Origin of the sequence: Providencia sp. PROV033 (genome assembly GCF_028484855.1) — a bacterium.
Classification (GTDB): domain Bacteria; phylum Pseudomonadota; class Gammaproteobacteria; order Enterobacterales; family Enterobacteriaceae; genus Providencia; species Providencia alcalifaciens.
The window spans coordinates 1-16,147 of the sequence record NZ_JAMPSW010000085.1 but is presented as its reverse complement, the minus strand read 5'-3'; the positions used below and the strand labels follow the sequence as shown (position 1 = coordinate 16,147).

Annotated in this window: 15 protein-coding genes; 9 read left to right on the top strand and 6 right to left on the bottom strand. The window is 42.9% G+C overall.

Annotated elements, in window-relative coordinates:
* Positions 1–500: 500 nt before the first annotated feature.
* From PSF16_RS13550 to PSF16_RS13540, 3 genes are all read left to right on the top strand, one after another.
* The gene (locus PSF16_RS13550) at positions 501–1,802 is read left to right on the top strand and encodes a D-amino acid dehydrogenase (protein ID WP_272689420.1); all 1,302 of its coding nucleotides are present in this window, start codon (positions 501–503) and stop codon (positions 1,800–1,802) included.
* A gap of 36 nt (positions 1,803–1,838) precedes the next feature.
* Positions 1,839–2,903: an alanine racemase gene (alr, locus tag PSF16_RS13545; RefSeq protein WP_224050245.1), complete on the top strand. Its 1,065-nt coding sequence runs from the start codon at positions 1,839–1,841 to the stop codon at positions 2,901–2,903.
* 169 nt (positions 2,904–3,072) lie between these two features.
* Entirely contained in the window at positions 3,073–3,825 is a 753-nt protein-coding gene (locus PSF16_RS13540; RefSeq protein ID WP_006661653.1) for a MipA/OmpV family protein, read from the top strand.
* A gap of 94 nt (positions 3,826–3,919) precedes the next feature.
* On the opposite strand, the gene PSF16_RS13535 is transcribed toward PSF16_RS13540, so the two are convergent.
* Together PSF16_RS13535 and gapA are read right to left on the bottom strand one after the other, a co-directional pair.
* Positions 3,920–4,810, bottom strand: a complete 891-nt coding sequence (locus PSF16_RS13535; RefSeq protein WP_006661654.1) for a D-hexose-6-phosphate mutarotase — start codon at positions 4,808–4,810, stop codon at positions 3,920–3,922.
* Between the two features lie 248 nt (positions 4,811–5,058).
* Positions 5,059–6,054, bottom strand: coding sequence for a glyceraldehyde-3-phosphate dehydrogenase (gene gapA, locus PSF16_RS13530; protein ID WP_006658762.1), 996 nt, complete (start codon positions 6,052–6,054; stop codon positions 5,059–5,061).
* A gap of 356 nt (positions 6,055–6,410) precedes the next feature.
* Between gapA and msrB the strand changes: the two genes are divergently transcribed.
* Positions 6,411–6,824: a peptide-methionine (R)-S-oxide reductase MsrB gene (msrB, locus tag PSF16_RS13525; RefSeq protein WP_006658761.1), complete on the top strand. Its 414-nt coding sequence runs from the start codon at positions 6,411–6,413 to the stop codon at positions 6,822–6,824.
* Between the two features lie 123 nt (positions 6,825–6,947).
* The gene (locus PSF16_RS13520) at positions 6,948–7,238 is read left to right on the top strand and encodes a YeaC family protein (RefSeq protein ID WP_006661655.1); all 291 of its coding nucleotides are present in this window, start codon (positions 6,948–6,950) and stop codon (positions 7,236–7,238) included.
* Positions 7,239–7,305: 67 nt separating this feature from the next.
* Here the strand turns inward: PSF16_RS13520 and pncA are convergent, their stop codons facing one another.
* The 3 genes from pncA to sppA form a co-directional block, all read right to left on the bottom strand.
* On the bottom strand, positions 7,306–7,926 hold the full coding sequence (gene pncA / locus PSF16_RS13515) for a bifunctional nicotinamidase/pyrazinamidase (RefSeq protein WP_006661656.1): 621 nt from the start codon (positions 7,924–7,926) through the stop codon (positions 7,306–7,308).
* 23 nt (positions 7,927–7,949) lie between these two features.
* A complete protein-coding gene (gene ansA, locus PSF16_RS13510; RefSeq protein WP_006658758.1) occupies positions 7,950–8,969 on the bottom strand; it encodes an asparaginase in 1,020 nt (339 codons plus the stop codon).
* 192 nt (positions 8,970–9,161) lie between these two features.
* Entirely contained in the window at positions 9,162–11,015 is a 1,854-nt protein-coding gene (sppA, locus tag PSF16_RS13505) for a signal peptide peptidase SppA (protein ID WP_006658756.1), read from the bottom strand.
* 263 nt (positions 11,016–11,278) lie between these two features.
* Here sppA and PSF16_RS13500 point away from each other — a divergent pair, with 263 nt between their 5' ends.
* The 4 genes from PSF16_RS13500 to PSF16_RS13485 all read left to right on the top strand — a co-directional run bounded on the left by PSF16_RS13500 (position 11,279) and on the right by PSF16_RS13485 (position 15,198).
* Positions 11,279–11,830 (top strand): NAD(P)H nitroreductase, encoded by a 552-nt coding sequence (locus PSF16_RS13500; protein ID WP_036965808.1) that lies wholly within the window; start codon positions 11,279–11,281, stop codon positions 11,828–11,830.
* Positions 11,831–11,841: 11 nt separating this feature from the next.
* Positions 11,842–12,885, top strand: coding sequence for a selenide, water dikinase SelD (gene selD / locus PSF16_RS13495; RefSeq protein ID WP_006661658.1), 1,044 nt, complete (start codon positions 11,842–11,844; stop codon positions 12,883–12,885).
* Between the two features lie 3 nt (positions 12,886–12,888).
* Positions 12,889–14,832: a DNA topoisomerase III gene (locus PSF16_RS13490; protein ID WP_036965804.1), complete on the top strand. Its 1,944-nt coding sequence runs from the start codon at positions 12,889–12,891 to the stop codon at positions 14,830–14,832.
* Between the two features lie 114 nt (positions 14,833–14,946).
* Entirely contained in the window at positions 14,947–15,198 is a 252-nt protein-coding gene (locus PSF16_RS13485; RefSeq protein WP_218927357.1) for a DJ-1/PfpI family protein, read from the top strand.
* An 82-nt stretch (positions 15,199–15,280) separates the two neighbouring features.
* Here PSF16_RS13485 and xthA read toward each other — a convergent pair whose 3' ends face one another.
* On the bottom strand, positions 15,281–16,093 hold the full coding sequence (gene xthA, locus PSF16_RS13480) for an exodeoxyribonuclease III (RefSeq protein WP_154601007.1): 813 nt from the start codon (positions 16,091–16,093) through the stop codon (positions 15,281–15,283).
* Positions 16,094–16,147 lie beyond the last annotated feature (54 nt).

Genomic DNA, 16,147 nt, shown 5'->3' with positions numbered 1-16,147 from the left:
TGCTATCAATTGTTAATATGAGTTAATAAAAATAGAGTTTTACTGAGCCCCATTTATCTTCCCAGCAAAGCCGCGTTCTCAACTTGTTACGCCTCTTCGTTTAACCTATTGAATTTATTCCAGATAGAAAATATCAATCATACGAACTGTTTTAGTTGAATAATCCACAAAATCACCATTTATTGGTATTAAATGAATAGGGTATAGATTTGGATAAATTGGCATAGAAAATATTATTTTCAAATTAAAGCAGAAAATGTTGAATTTTGTTTTTTTTGACTACTGGTTTTTAAATTAAATAATTAAATTTCAATTATTTATGATTTTAACTGGATTCTTGGTATTTTTATAACTGAAATAATTCGCCACATTATAAATTTAAAAGCCACTGAATCAGCTTTATTGTCTTTTTTGTTAAAAATGTTAATCAACTGTATTGGAAAATAAAAACTAGAATATTATGCTAATAACAAATCCATTTTGTTCTCTTGAGGGGCTCTATGAAAGTTCTCGTTTTGGGTGCTGGCGTTATTGGTGTTACCACTGCGTGGTATCTCGCACAAGAAGGGCATGAAGTCTGTGTTATTGATAGGCAGAACGATGTTGCAGAAGAAACTAGCGCAGGTAATGCAGGGCAAATCTCACCGGGTTATGCAACACCGTGGGGTGCGCCAGGGATCCCTCTTAAAGCTGTAAAATGGATGTTTGAAAAACATGCGCCTTTGGCCATTAGACCTGACGGCAGCCTGTTCCAATTACGCTGCATGTGGCAAATGCTGAAAAATTGCGACATGCAGCACTACACTATGAATAAAAGCCGTATGGTCCGGATTGCTGAATACAGCCGTGATTGTATTCGCCAACTAAGGGCAGACACCGGAATTGGTTATGAGGGGCGTCAAGGCGGCACTTTGCAGCTATTTAGAACGGCAAAACAGTTTGAGAACGCAGCAAATGATATTGCGGTTTTACAGCAAGAGGGTGTGCCCTACGAATTGCTTACCGCAGAACAGTTAGTCACCGCAGAACCCGCGTTAGAATTTGTGAAACATAAACTCACTGGGGGCTTGCGCCTACCTAATGATGAAACAGGGGATTGCCAGCAATTCACTAAAAAATTGGCAAAAATGGCAGAACAAGCCGGAGTTACTTTCCGCTTTGGATGCCATGTTGAACAGATTTTAACAGATGGCAAACGAATCAGCGGTATTAAGGTTAACGGTGAGATTTTGCTGGCAGATCAATACGTGGTTGCTATGGGGTCATATTCGACTCAGATGTTACAGCAGTTGGTAAAAATCCCTGTATATCCACTGAAAGGTTATTCACTGACGATGCCTATCATTGATGAATTACGCGCGCCAGTTTCTACTGTGTTGGATGAAACCTATAAAATTGCGGTTACACGATTTGACCAGCGTATTCGTGTTGGAGGAATGGCTGAGGTTGTTGGGTTTAATCTTGATGTCCTACAAAAACGCTGTGAAACATTGAAAATGGTTGTGCAAGATTTATATCAAGGCGGTGGAGATATTAGCCAAGCACAATTTTGGACAGGATTACGACCAATGACACCAGATGGTACTCCAATTGTTGGACCAACAGAATTCAGTAATTTATATCTGAATACGGGGCATGGAACCTTAGGTTGGACAATGGCTTGCGGCTCTGGCAAATTGTTGGCTGATTTAATTTCAGGGAATACGCCTGACATCGCTGCGGATGATTTGTCTGTGTTCAGGTATACCGATGGTTTTAATACAAAATTAGTCCATACGGGTCATTTATCGCCTGCGCGTTAATTGAGCAATTTAAAATGTCAATAATAAGGAATAGCAATGCCACGCCCAATTCGTGCAATTATTCATCCTCATAATTTAGAACATAATTTAGCCGTTATACGTCAGAAAATTGGTCAGGCTAAGATCTGGTCGGTAATGAAGGCCGATGGTTATGGTCATGGTATAAAACGAATATGGCGTGGGCTTAAAGCATCAGACGGTTTTGCTGTTCTGGATCTGCATGAAGCGGTTTTATTGCGAAAAGAAGGGTGGCAAGGTCCTATTCTGCTGCTAGAAGGTTTTTTCCAAGCCGCAGACTTAATGGTTATTGACCAGTATCAGCTGACTACCAGTGTGCACAGCCGTTGGCAGCTAACTGCAATTGAGCAAGCGACATTGAGCCAGCCAATCTCTGTGTACATTAAACTGAATAGTGGAATGAATCGCCTAGGATTCTCTGTGAGTGAATATTCCGATATTGTGGATCAGCTGACGCACATGGCAAATGTGGCGAACGTAACTTTAATGAGCCATTTTGCCAATTCAGATTTACCCGGTGGAACTCAAGCCCCATTGGAAAAAATTCAACATTTCTCATCGTTATCGTTACCCACTTGCATTGCAAATTCTGGTGCGGTGTTATGGCATCAAAATACACATTATGATTGGGTGCGAGCCGGTATTGTGCTGTATGGGGCATCACCAAGCGGTAAGTGGGCAGATATTGCCGCATATCATTTAAAAGCGGCAATGACCTTACAATCTGAAATTATTGCGATACACCATATCGAGGCGGGTCAATCCATTGGTTATGGTAGTAAGTTCACCTCAGAAAAACCAATGCGTATTGCAACGGTTGCCTGCGGTTATGCGGATGGATATCCACGCCATGCACCGACAGGCACGCCTGTTTGGTGTCAGGGGCGACGTTGTGAACTCTTAGGTGCTGTTTCCATGGACATGCTGACTATCGATATTAGTGATTGCCCTGAAGTAACAATTGGCACTCCCGTAGAACTATGGGGTGAGAATTTACCCGTTGATGATGTGGCACAATCTGCGGGTACAATTGGTTACGAATTATTATGCGCACTAGCACGTCGTGTACCCATTGATTTTTAATGAATAAGTATCACTTTTCATTTGCTTAGCTTATATTCATTGCTGAGAAAGATAGACAATGAATGCAATTTAGCTTTAAATGTGAACCATCTCACTAACGTAGGGGATACTCCTGCGTTATTCATCGTTTATTATTAACTTCATTTGAATAATTTGGGTTTAATTTAATATGTCTAAAACAGTTAAAATGACCACACTTGCCATTGCGTTAAGTGCGATTTCAAGCGCTGCTTTTGCTGGAACTTGGTCTGTTGGTGGTTCCGTATTAGCGCAAGCAACGCCTTATAAAGGCATCAAAACTAGCGATTACATTACGCCAGTTCCCGTCGTGAATTATGAGAGTGAAAATTTCTACTTCCGCACATTAGCTGTAGGTTACTACTTGTGGAATGATAAAGAAGACCAACTTTCTTTAGATGCATATTACTATCCGCATTTCTTTAAGCCAAAAGATAACGATAATGCAGATATGCGTAAGCTAGATCGTCGTCGTGACACTGTGATGGGTGGTTTCACCTACAGACATAACGCGGATTGGGGAACATTACGCTTCAATGGTTCTCTCGATATGTTATGGGAAAGCGAAGGCATGCGTGCTGAAGCAGCTTATCTATACGCATTTAAAGGCGATAACTGGTCACTAACCCCAGGGATTGGTATTAAATGGGATAGTGCGAAGTTAAACCGTTATGAGTTTGGAGTGACCTCGAAAGAGTCCGCAAAAAGCGGTTTAGAGCGTTACCAGCCAAACTCAAGTTGGACACCTTATGTTGAATTATCAGCTAACTATCGCATGACTGACAGCTGGTCATTATTTGCGCTAGGGCGTGTTGATAAGCTGTCTAACGAAGTGAAAGATAGCCCGATGGTGAACAAATCCTATTCTGGTATTGTGTGGAGTGGCGTGACTTACACCTTCTAATTTATACGCTGGAATAGAATGAAAAACCCCAAAATGGTTAGGCTGTTTTGGGGTTTTATTTTTGCATGTATTCTTACGATTATTTTACGCGTAGTTATTCTTGCTGTGGCTGCGGTTTATTTTCACGGCATACCATCACGAGAGAAAGGCGAGAAGGGCTCTGCGCTTCAGATTTCATTGGCATATGAATGCGAGCCGTTTCCACACAAACCATCTGTTTGTAACCATTATTAGGCATATCCTGCATGCTGCAAGATAGCTCCGCCCAAGGATTCCAGCACACAACATCGCTGTGATGATAATGGTGCAACTCAATAGTGCGATTCCAGCCATCATCACGCAATAAACTGTACTCTTCGGGTTCAGTATAAATGCGGTCGGTGTGCTTATTAAATTTTAGCGGTTCAGAAATGTAAGCTTCTCTATCTGCTACTTTATCAATGTAATGTCCACCGAGACCATACACAGTGGCTTTTTGAATATCACTAATATTGAAGTAACTGTGCAATGCCGCTGTCGCTTCAAAATCCCCATAGCTTTCTAGTTCAAGCTCACAGGTTTCACCAAGCTTCATGCGCAGTATCAGTGTAAACTCATGCGGCCATAGTTTACGAGTGTATTCATTGTCGGTCAGAGTGAATGTGAGGATCACGCCACAATCATGTTCGTTATGGGCGGTAAATTGCCAAGGTAAAATACGGGCAAAACCATGGCTAGGGCTATTCACTGGACCAAACCATGGCCAGCAAATAGGAATACCGCCACGAATGGCAATCCCTTCTTTAAACGCACTTTCCGGACTTAACCAAAGGCAGGGTTTTTGACCTGCGGGTTGCCAGTCAATTAAGTGGGCACCTTGTAGGCTGACCGCACCACGTACTTTGGGGTGTGAAACTACGATGAGTGGCAACTCACCAAGTTGGCGTTGGGTAATATAAGGAGAAAGCTGTTTGATAACAGGTAAAGCAAAAATTTTATCATGCATTGTCTTGCGCCTGTGGTTGTTGGTCCATCATCACGACCTAAATCAGCGACTATAAATAGAACAGCGCCTATAAATAGGGCAGTAACTAGAAATAACAATATAACAAACTCACGATACTGCAAGTTGCATTGAGTGAAGCGGGAGACGCAGCTTGGAGTATATTGAGCTGGACTTTAATTTTGCGTGTACGAAGGATACAAAAGAGCCGCCAAAAAGGCGGCTCAGTCACACTAATTGCGTAACAACTCTTATTTAGAGATGTGAGCGATCAGGTCTAGAACTTTGTTAGAGTAGCCAGTTTCGTTGTCATACCAAGAAACCAGTTTCACAAAGTTGTCGTTCAGTGCGATACCTGCTTTAGCATCGAATACTGAAGTCAGTTTTTCGCCGTTGAAATCGGTAGATACAACGTCATCTTCGGTGTAACCCAGAACGCCTTTCAGTTCGCCTTCAGCTGCTTCTTTGATAGCATCACAGATTTGAGCGTAAGTTGCTGGTTTTGCCAGACGTGCAGTCAGGTCAACAACAGAAACGTTAGGAGTTGGAACACGGAAAGACATACCAGTCAGTTTACCGTTCAGCTCAGGGATAACTTTACCTACAGCTTTAGCAGCACCTGTTGAAGATGGGATGATGTTCTGAGAAGCACCACGACCACCACGCCAGTCTTTGTGTGAAGGACCATCAACAGTTTTTTGAGTCGCTGTTGTTGCGTGAACAGTGGTCATCAGACCTTCAACGATACCAAATTTGTCGTTGATAACTTTAGCCAGTGGAGCTAAGCAGTTAGTTGTGCAAGATGCGTTAGAAACGATTTCTTGACCTGCGTAAGCTTTGTGGTTAACGCCCATAACGAACATTGGAGTGTCATCTTTAGAAGGACCAGTTAACACAACTTTCTTCGCGCCTGCTTGGATGTGTTTACGAGCAGTTTCGTCAGTCAGGAAGATACCTGTTGCTTCAGCAACAACATCAACACCGACTTCGTTCCATTTCAGGTTCGCAGGATCTTTCTCTGCTGTAACACGGATTTTTTTACCGTTAACAACTAAGTGACCATCTTTAACTTCAACAGTACCGTTGAAACGACCGTGAGTTGAGTCGTATTTCAACATGTATGCCATGTACTCTGCATCGAGCAGGTCGTTGATAGCAACGATTTCGATGTCAGAACGCTCTTGTGCAGCACGGAAAACGATACGGCCGATACGACCAAAACCATTAATACCTACTTTGATAGTCATAGTATTTCCACCAGCTATTTTATTTCGTGAATTAAGATGTACTTAAAGTTACCAAAACCTTGCCAGCCGTCAAGCGGAATCGTGTCAATTATTGAAAAAAATCAATTCTGAAACCACTATCTGCATATTTGTCAGTCACTTCAGCAGCAAATACAGCCGCACGTATTATCGGGATTGTTCAGCATAATGAAACCATCCTTCAGTGATATATGTGAGACTCATCACAAATCAAACCGTAAAGTTCTAACCTTAATAGTCTAGAATAGTTTTTCACTGAACGTTGTTAAGTTTTTGTTGCTTGAAATAGGGGCATGCTGACTTCAGCAAGCGCCTTTTTGAAAAAGAGTAGGTAATCGATGTCGAATAAAGATAAGCAAACTATTGATTTGTCAAAGCTTAACCAAGTCCAACTGTATGTGACGCAGGAAGCTGGTACAGAGCCGCCATTTAGTGGTCAATTATTGCATAACCGTAAAGATGGCGTGTATGAATGTCTCTGTTGTGGCACACCTTTATTCCTTTCTGAGACAAAATTTGATGCTGGCTGTGGTTGGCCGAGCTTCTTTCAACCGATAGATGAAAGTTTGATAAAATTTATCGAAGATTTCTCCCACGGAATGCATCGTATTGAAGTGCGTTGTGGTCATTGTAACGCTCACCTTGGCCATGTATTTCCTGATGGACCTCAACCCACTGGGCAGCGTTACTGCATTAATTCAGCATCACTGAGCTTTACAGATGACAAAACGGGCGAAAAGACCGTTGGGTAGGTTGCTGAAGCTTGCTGAAGCACGAGTTGCCACTCGGAAGTAACGATTCAGCTAAAGAGATATAATTAAAATAATCTTCATTATCACTTTATTCGTTTTATGAGGCGTAACGTGAGCGTAGAAATGGATACACAACAAATAGAACAACTACTGTCTGTGATGACCCCTGAAATTTATCAGCGCTTAGTGACGGCTGTCGAATTAGGTAAATGGCCTGATGGCGTACCGTTGACACCTGAGCAGAAAGAAAACACATTGCAGATGGTCATGTTATGGCAATCTCGCCATAATCATGATGCGGAACATATGACTGTTGGCACAGATGGTCAAATTACAATGAAGAGTAAGCAAGAATTAAAATCCCTGTTTCAAGGGGATAGATTGGCAACGTTGAAACCGCAAGAAAACGACTAAGCGTATAATATCGCCCCATGAATGATGGGGCGGTAATTGAGAATGACAACGATAAAACAGCTTAAGCTTAAAATGATAAGCTCATCAACTTGGCGCCCGCATTTTGCATTTCTGCTAAGGCGAGTTCACTATCTTCTGGGGCTAAATTCACACCACGACAACCGTCAACTAAAACATCCACGCAGTAGCCTAATTTCAGTGCATCTAACACCGTAAATTTAACGCAATAGTCGGTCGCAATTCCCATAACGGTTAAATGGCGAATTCCCTGTTGTTGGAGCCATGGATGCAGCTCCGTTTGACTGATACGGTCGTTATCGAAAAAAGCACTGTAACTATCCACTTGCGGGTTTTCGCCTTTAGTGAAGACTTTTTGGATAGCGTGGATATTAAGTTGAGCATGAAAATCAGCGCCATGAGAACCTTGTACGCAGTGTTCGGGCCACCAAACTTGCGGTAATCCATTTAATTCACCCAGTGTACCGACAGGGTGCCCAGAGTTAACGGCAAAACTCAGATGATCTTCAGGATGCCAATCTTGGCTGGCGATCACCGTCGTTCCTTGCGCTTGGCAAGTATCAATCATACGATTTGCTGTTTCAATGACCTGTTCACTTTGTTGAACCGCAAGTGCACCACCAGTGCAAAAATCATTTTGTAAATCGACTAACAGTAACGCTGATTTCATCATTTCTCTCAGTAGGTTATGGCTTACTCATCGGCGTAGCTTAACTCTCCACGCAAGTTATTTTGCATTAATTCGCGAATAAGCTCAGTGGTATAATCTTGGCTTAGTAAGTAATGTAATTTACTCAATGCGGCTTCAAAAGTCATATCAAAACCACTAATCACTCCAGATTCTGCTAACGCATGTCCGGTAGCATAACCTTCCATATTCACGCGACCTGAAATACATTGAGTGAGATTAACCACAATAATGCCGCGTGACGTCGCTTCACGGAGGATCCGCAAGAGTTCAGGTTGTTGCGGTGCATTGCCAACACCATAAGAACGTAAAATAAGCGCTTTTACAGGTTGTTGAAGAATGTTACGTACGATTTCAATCGATAACCCTGGATATAATGTGACAACACCTATCGGCTGTGGAGTAATACGATGAGTTTTGAGTTCACCAATACCAATTGGAGCAGGGCAAGTATTGAAAGTACGGATGTGGATCCCCGCTTCCATCAAAGGTGAACAGTTTGGTGATGTAAACGCTTCAAAACCATCAGCATGTGCTTTTACGGTGCGGTTACCGCGATACAATTTATTATTGAAGAATAAACCGACTTCATTAATAGGATAGTTTGCCGCTAAATAAAGTGCATTGAGTAGATTGGTTTGCCCGTCGGAACGTAGTGCTTCGAGTGGAATCTGTGACCCTGTCACGATGATCGGTTTCTTAAGATTTTCGAACATGAATGAAAGCGCAGAGGCAGTAAATGCCATGGTATCCGTACCATGTAGAATCACAAACCCATCATATTTATCATAATTTTCGCTGATGTCATCGGCGATATTCTGCCAGTCTTCGGGGGTGATGTCCGAAGAGTCGATTAATGGTTGATGCTCCCGGATCGTAAATGTTGGCATTTCAGGGCGATGGAATTCGGGCATTTGCGCTAGCTGGGCTTGTAAGTGACCTGAAACGGGAATATAACCTTGCGGAGAGTGGCGCATACCGATGGTGCCACCCGTATAAACGACATAAATCGATTTCTTCTGCATTTTGTTACCTGACGATGACAGATGAAGTTCTGTGTGTGAATAATTTGGATTATAAGGATTTTGGCTTATTTGCCGGAGATAATCTATGGATAAAACAATATATTGCAGATTGTTGTGATGGCAAGAACGCTTTACGCTAGGTATTTTCCCTTTAAGGTATCCCCTCTATGATGACCATAGAGGGGGCGACAGTTAGTTAATTTCCGCGCAGTTTAAACAAAAAGCATAACGATTTTGCGGATCATTCATTTTCAAGAAAAACTGTGCCTGGCGGCGGATATCCGTCACCGCGGCTGGCGGTAGGAAAGCTTGCAATGCGTCAGGCATCATGACTTGAACATTGTTAGTCACTTCAAGGATTAATTGATCCATAAAGGAGAGTTCAGGCTGCATCCAATCCAATTCAACTGATTTCACTTGCGCTAGTTCAGCTGCTTTTGCGACAGCATCATCAAAATCACCTAATTGGTCAACTAAACCTATTTTTAGTGCGTCTTTCCCAATCCAAACGCGACCTTGAGCAATTTTATCTATCTCTTCTGGCGTTTTATGGCGTGATTGAGCGACTAAACCGATAAAGGTTTGATAGCCGTTTTCGATAGTAATTTGCATCATATCAGCAAATTGTGGGCTGATCCCTTTAGTAACAGAAACGCCCGCCAATGGTGAAGTTGAGACGCCATCGGTGTAAACACCGATAGATTCGAGTGAATTCTCAAAGGTGTTGATCACGCCAAAAATACCAATGGAGCCTGTTAGCGTGCTTGGGCTGGCAATAATGTAGTCCGCAGGCGTTGAGATCCAATAACCGCCGGATGCAGCCATACCCCCCATAGAAACCACAACAGGTTTTTTCGCCGCACGGGCCGCGGCTAATTCATTACGAATTAAGTCAGAGGCGCTGACGCTTCCTCCTGGGCTATTGACCCGTAATACGATAGCTTTGATATTGTCGTTTAATCGCGCATCACGAATTTGGGCAGCAAGGGTTTCTCCACCAGCAATACCGGGTGTTTGTGGTCCATCCATGATGGCACCTTGTACCACAATCACTGCGATATTACCTTCGCTGTTGCTGGTATCGGCGATTTGGGTGGAATAATCATAAATGCTGATACCATTGAACGTTTTATCGTCTTTATTCCAACCAAATTGGTTGGAGAACACGTTCTCAGCTTGCTCTCGGGTGTAGATCTTATCCACCAATTTTTGTTGTAAGGCATACTGTGCGGTATCACCTTTCACGAGGCGGAGTTGGGCAATTAGCTTATCGGCACCCGGGAAAATGTGTTCTGCTTGGGTTTTGCGGTTTTGTGCGATTGATCCTAAATAATTATCCCATAGAGTGGTTAGCCAGAGCAGGTTTGCTTCTCGGGCTTCAGGGGACATATTATCGCGCATCATCGGCTCTACCGCAGATTTATAGGTACCGACACGGAAGATATGGCTACTGACTTTCAGTTTTTCTAATAACGACTTGTAATACAGTGTATCGGTTGAGAAACCGTAAATGCCCACTGTACCATGAGGCGCAAGGTAAATTTCATCGGCGAAGCTTGCTAAATAATATTGAGCTTGGGTGTAGCTGTCGCCCATGGCATAGACGGATTTTCCGGAGGCTTTAAATTCTTCAATGGCTTTACCAATGTATGCCATAGAGGGTTGATCTGCGCTGACCAAATTATCTAAACGCAATATTAAACCTGTAATGCGGTCATCGTTGGCAGCGGTACGAATAGTGTCGACGATATCAAACAGCGAGTTTTCTTGCATGAGGTTATTAGAGCTACCTAATAATTCACGACTCATACGACCAAAAGGATCAGGCGATGAAACTTGGTCAACAACGATACCTTGAAGATCAACGACCAGTGCACCAAAATAGTTTTTCTCTGGCTTACTGTCCGTTTGCAATAGAGAATAGGCACCGATCACTAAAAATAACAACACGAAGAAAATTGCGTTGAAAATAAATTGTCGAATGAAATTAATGATTCGCCAGCTAAACTTAAAGACTGTGGCGAAAATATCCCAGAGTTGTCGCATTTTTTCTCCAGTGTGAGGATATCAATCAAGGTTGGCGGCATAAAATGGCACGCGAATGATTTAGAATATCATTTATTTGATGGTTGATTAATAGATAGATTAATCAATAGATTTAATCCTATACAGTATCAAACGATGACAGATACCAAATAATGTAATACAGGATTATTCATAACAAAACCATTGCGAGCGTTGTACAATAGCCTGATGGTATTTCTATTTTGCTGTGCACTACATCAGCTTACTCTTAATCGGAGATCAATATGGATGCATTAACCCTTTTGTTGAACCGTCGTTCAGCTTCACGTTTAACCTCACCTGCGCCGCAAGGCGAACAACTCGAAAATATTCTTGCCGCTGGGATGAGAGCACCGGATCATGGCGCGTTAAAGCCATGGCATTTTGTTGTGATGCAAGATGAAGGAATTGCCCGCTTTAGTCAGTTGCTCGAAAAAGCCGCAGTGGAAGGTAAACTTGGGGCAGAAGTGGAAGAAAAAGCGCGCAATGCACCATTTCGTGCACCTCTTATCATTACTGTCATTGCAAAAGTAAAAGATCACCCAAAAGTCCCTCAGTGGGAACAAATTGTTGCAGCAAGCTGCACGGTTCAAGCAATGCAGATGGCGGCGTTAGCACAAGGGTTTGGCGGTATCTGGCGTTCAGGTTCATGGACAGAAGATGCGATTGTGCGGGAAGGGTTAGGCTGTGAAGAGAATGACCATATTGTCGGCTTTCTTTACTTAGGAACGCCAGAATTAAAGGCACCTGCAAAAGCTCAGCAACCTGATATGACAGGTTTTGTGACATATTTCTAAAGAGATAGACAATGACAGAAAAAATTAGATTGACCCAATACAGTCACGGTGCAGGCTGTGGATGTAAAATCGCACCTAAAGTATTAGAACAAATTTTGCATACTGAGCAAGCTAAATTCCATGATCCCCATTTATTAGTGGGCAATGAAACCAAAGATGACGCGGCGGTTTATGACTTAGGTAATGGCATTGGTATTATCAGTACCACAGATTTCTTTATGCCAATCGTGGATAACCCATTTGAATTTGGACGCATTGCGGCGACTAATGCGATCAGTGATATTTTTGCGATGGGCGGAAAGCCGATTATGGCGATTGCCATTCTAGGTTGGCCTATTGCAAAATTGCCACCTGAAGTGGCGCGTGAAGTGATTGAAGGTGGGCGTGCAGCATGTGCTGATGCGGGTATTTCATTAGCTGGCGGTCATTCCATTGATGCACCGGAACCTATTTTTGGTTTGGCGGTAACTGGGGTGGTAAATACAGATTATGTGAAGAAAAACAGTGCAGCGAGTGCAGATTGCGAATTGTTTTTAACTAAACCGCTTGGTATTGGCGTGTTGACCACCGCAGAGAAAAAAGGGGCTTTGGCACCCGAGCATGAGCATCTTGCTGCGGAAACTATGTGTCAGATGAATAAATTCGGCGCGGTTGTTGCACCATTAGACGGTGTGACTGCAATGACGGATGTGACCGGTTTTGGTTTACTTGGGCATTTAAGTGAAATTTGTGAAGGTTCAGGCGTTCGAGCTCAAATTGCCTTCAGTCAGGTGCCAAAATTAGCGGATGTTGAGAAATATATTGAAGCGGGCTGTGTACCGGGTGGTACTCAACGTAACTTTGATAGCTACGGTCACTTGATTGGTCCAATGAGCGACATGCAACGCAAATTGTTGTGTGATCCTCAAACCTCAGGTGGTTTGCTCATCGCAATTAAACCATCGGAAGTTACTAAAATTAAAGACATTGCACAGCAGCAAGGTGTTTTGTTACAGTCTATCGGGAAATTATTACCCCCACAGGACAATGTGCCTTTAATTGAAGTGATAGATTAATCTATGCGTTTGTTTATTGCGGAAAAGCCCAGCCTTGCACGGGCAATTGCGGATGTACTGCCAAAACCCCATCGTAAAGGGGATGGCTTTATTCAATGTGGTGATGATCAAATGGTCACATGGTGCATTGGACATCTTTTAGAACAAGCAGAGCCGGACGCTTATGATCCGCGCTATGCCCGTTGGAATTTGCAAGACTTGCCCATTATTCCTGAAAAATGGCAGTTGAAGCCTCGTTCCGCAGTAACCAAGCAACTAAATACTATCGATGCTCTCTTGAAGCAAGCGAGCGTCGTTGTTCATGCCGGAGACCCTGATCGAGAAGGGCAGCTGCTGGTGGATGAAGTCTTGGATTATTTCAAACTTGATCCGGAAAAGCGTAAAAATGTAAAACGTTGCTTAATTAACGATTTAAACCCTCAAGCTGTTGAGCGTGCTATCGACCGCTTGCGTGAAAACCGTGAATTTATTCCGTTATGCGTCTCTGCATTAGCCCGTGCTCGTGCTGATTGGCTGTATGGGATCAATATGACCCGTGCATATACGTTGTTGGGGCAACGAGGTGGCTATCAAGGTGTGCTTTCTGTTGGACGTGTTCAAACACCCGTCTTAGGTTTAGTCGTTAGACGTGATGAAGAAATAGAAAACTTTATTCCAAAAGATTTTTTTGAAGTCAAAGCACATATTGTGACACCGAAAGATGAGCGTTTTGTGGCAATTTGGCAGCCGAGTGAATCTTGCATCGATTTTCAAGATGAAGAAGGGCGTCTCATCCACCGTCCGTTAGCGGAACATGTGATTTCGCGTATTGAAGGAAAGCCGGCAATTGTCACGCAATATCAGGACAAAAAAGAGTCTGAAATTGCGCCGTTACCGTTTTCTTTATCCGCATTACAAATTGAAGCTGCCAAAAAATATGGACTGAGTGCTCAAGAGGTCCTCGATATTTGCCAAAAACTGTATGAAACCCATAAACTTATCACATATCCACGTTCAGATAGTCGCTATCTGCCTGATGAGCATTTTGCTGGGCGCCATGCCGTATTGAATGCAATTGCTGTACACCAACCCGAATTAACGGAGTTCGAATTACCTGAACTCGATAAGAAAAACCGTTGCTGGGATGACAAAAAAGTGGATGCGCACCATGCGATTATTCCAACAGCAAAAACGGCGGCGGTGCGTTTAACTGAAAATGAAAGCAATGTTTATCAACTGATTGCTCGTCAGTACATTATTCAATTTATGGCTGATGCGGTTTATCGCAAATGTACTATCGATTTAGATATCGAAAATGGCAAGTTCAATGCGAAAGCCCGTTTTCTTGCCGAAGCGGGTTGGCGTGTGGTATTAGGCAGCAAAGAACGTGATGCAGAAAACGATGGGATGCCATTGCCAATTGTGAAGAAAGGCGATGATCTTTTATGCGAAAAAGGGGAAGTGGTCGAACGACAGACCCAACCTCCACGACCATTTACGGATGCAACCTTATTATCCGCCATGACAGGTATTGCGCGTTTTGTACAAGATAAAGCATTAAAAAAAGTATTGCGTGAAACCGATGGTTTAGGGACCGAAGCGACCCGTGCAGGCATTATCGATCTACTCTTTAAGCGCCAGTTTCTCTTTAAAAAAGGGCGCTATATCCATGCATCTCCCGCTGGGCGAGCGTTGATCCACGTTTTACCAGATATGGCGACACTACCTGATATGACTGCTCATTGGGAATCAAGACTCACGCAGATCAGTGAAAAGCAAACGCGCTATGATGATTTTATGCAACCGTTAAGCCAAACATTGATTAATTTGATTCAGCAAGCGAGACAATATACCAATCTTCGTGCATTTCGAGAACTACCGCCTCCGCCCAATGCAAAAGGAATGAAAAAGAGCTCGAAAAAAGCCTCTGGTGCCAGTAAAGCAAATAAATCTGCCTCATCAAAATAAGTGTTATCAGGCAATTCGTGTTTATCGCTAAAAGAGTTTGAAAAAGCGTTTTAGTAGTGACAAGGAGATGTTCCAAAAGCGCTTGTTAACCCTAACTTTTTGTCATCGTTCAATTTGAACCCATCAAGGCAGCATATAGGTTCTATTTGTGCAGGGGCATTCATTCTTCATGCGTTAAATCTATTACCCAAACGACAAGCCACAACTCATCGAGATGCAGAGGCGGCATTAAGCGCATTATCAGTAGAATTTATGGCGCAGCCATTTGTTTGTCATGGAAAGGTGGCGACAGCGGGAGGCTGCTTATCTGCACTTTATCTCGTGGGATGGTTAATCGATTTTAGCTTACACCAAGGACTGATGTAAAAAACGGTCAAGTGCAAAGCATAAGGTAAAAAGCTTTTAGGACAAAATCGTGCTGCCCTAAAAGCGAATAATTTTGTCGAGCTTATTTAGTCAGATCAAATTCAGCCCAAACAGGTGCATGGTCAGACGGTTTTTCCATTCCACGAATGTCGTAATCGATACCAGTGGCACGACAACGGCTTGCGAGCTTTTTAGACGCTAACAGAAGGTCAATACGCAGTCCTCGGTTATCATCAAAACCCTTGGAGCGATAATCAAACCAAGAATAACAGTCAGTGGTATCAGGATGCTGTTCACGGTAAGTGTCTACAAGCCCCCAACCCAGTAATCTCTCTAACCATTCACGCTCTTCAGGTAAGAATGAGCATTTACCTGTCTTTAACCAGCGTTTGCGGTTGGCATCGCCAATACCAATATCTAGATCGGTTGGGCTGATATTCATATCACCCATGATGAGTAGTTGAGAATCTGCAGTTTGCGTTGATGTCACATAATCTTGTAGATCACGGTAAAATTTTTCTTTTGCTGGAAATTTGGTTGGGTGATCACGGCTTTCTCCTTGAGGGAAGTAGCCATTCACGACAGTGAGGATACCTTCATTAGTTTGGATATCCGCCATGATAATACGGCGCTGAGCTTCTTCATCGTCAGTAGGGAAACCTTTTCTGACGGCGATTGGCTCATTTTTTAACAGTAATGCCACACCGTAGTGGGCTTTTTGTCCGTGATAATAAACATGGTAGCCTAATTTACTGACTTCCTCGTAAGGGAACATATCGTCATGGACTTTCGTCTCTTGTAACCCGATCACTTCAGGTTGATGCTTTTCGATAATCGCTTCCAGTTGATGAGGACGTGCTCTTAGACCATTAATGTTGAACGAAATAAATTTCATGGTTACTTATCACCCATTGCTTTAAATATGATTGAAGAGATTCTAGCAGAAGCC

What these genes read in the sequence shown, in the direction of transcription:
- PSF16_RS13535 (WP_006661654.1), bottom strand. Translation starts at nt 4,810, where the DNA reads ATGCATGATAAAATTTTTGCTTTACCTGTTATCAAACAGCTTTCTCCT.
- PSF16_RS13500 (WP_036965808.1), top strand. Translation starts at nt 11,279, where the DNA reads ATGGATGCATTAACCCTTTTGTTGAACCGTCGTTCAGCTTCACGTTTA.
- PSF16_RS13550 (WP_272689420.1), top strand. Translation starts at nt 501, where the DNA reads ATGAAAGTTCTCGTTTTGGGTGCTGGCGTTATTGGTGTTACCACTGCG.
- gapA (WP_006658762.1), bottom strand. Translation starts at nt 6,054, where the DNA reads ATGACTATCAAAGTAGGTATTAATGGTTTTGGTCGTATCGGCCGTATC.
- selD (WP_006661658.1), top strand. Translation starts at nt 11,842, where the DNA reads ATGACAGAAAAAATTAGATTGACCCAATACAGTCACGGTGCAGGCTGT.
- ansA (WP_006658758.1), bottom strand. Translation starts at nt 8,969, where the DNA reads ATGCAGAAGAAATCGATTTATGTCGTTTATACGGGTGGCACCATCGGT.
- sppA (WP_006658756.1), bottom strand. Translation starts at nt 11,015, where the DNA reads ATGCGACAACTCTGGGATATTTTCGCCACAGTCTTTAAGTTTAGCTGG.
- msrB (WP_006658761.1), top strand. Translation starts at nt 6,411, where the DNA reads ATGTCGAATAAAGATAAGCAAACTATTGATTTGTCAAAGCTTAACCAA.
- PSF16_RS13520 (WP_006661655.1), top strand. Translation starts at nt 6,948, where the DNA reads ATGGATACACAACAAATAGAACAACTACTGTCTGTGATGACCCCTGAA.
- pncA (WP_006661656.1), bottom strand. Translation starts at nt 7,926, where the DNA reads ATGAAATCAGCGTTACTGTTAGTCGATTTACAAAATGATTTTTGCACT.
- alr (WP_224050245.1), top strand. Translation starts at nt 1,839, where the DNA reads ATGCCACGCCCAATTCGTGCAATTATTCATCCTCATAATTTAGAACAT.
- PSF16_RS13540 (WP_006661653.1), top strand. Translation starts at nt 3,073, where the DNA reads ATGTCTAAAACAGTTAAAATGACCACACTTGCCATTGCGTTAAGTGCG.
- xthA (WP_154601007.1), bottom strand. Translation starts at nt 16,093, where the DNA reads ATGAAATTTATTTCGTTCAACATTAATGGTCTAAGAGCACGTCCTCAT.
- PSF16_RS13490 (WP_036965804.1), top strand. Translation starts at nt 12,889, where the DNA reads ATGCGTTTGTTTATTGCGGAAAAGCCCAGCCTTGCACGGGCAATTGCG.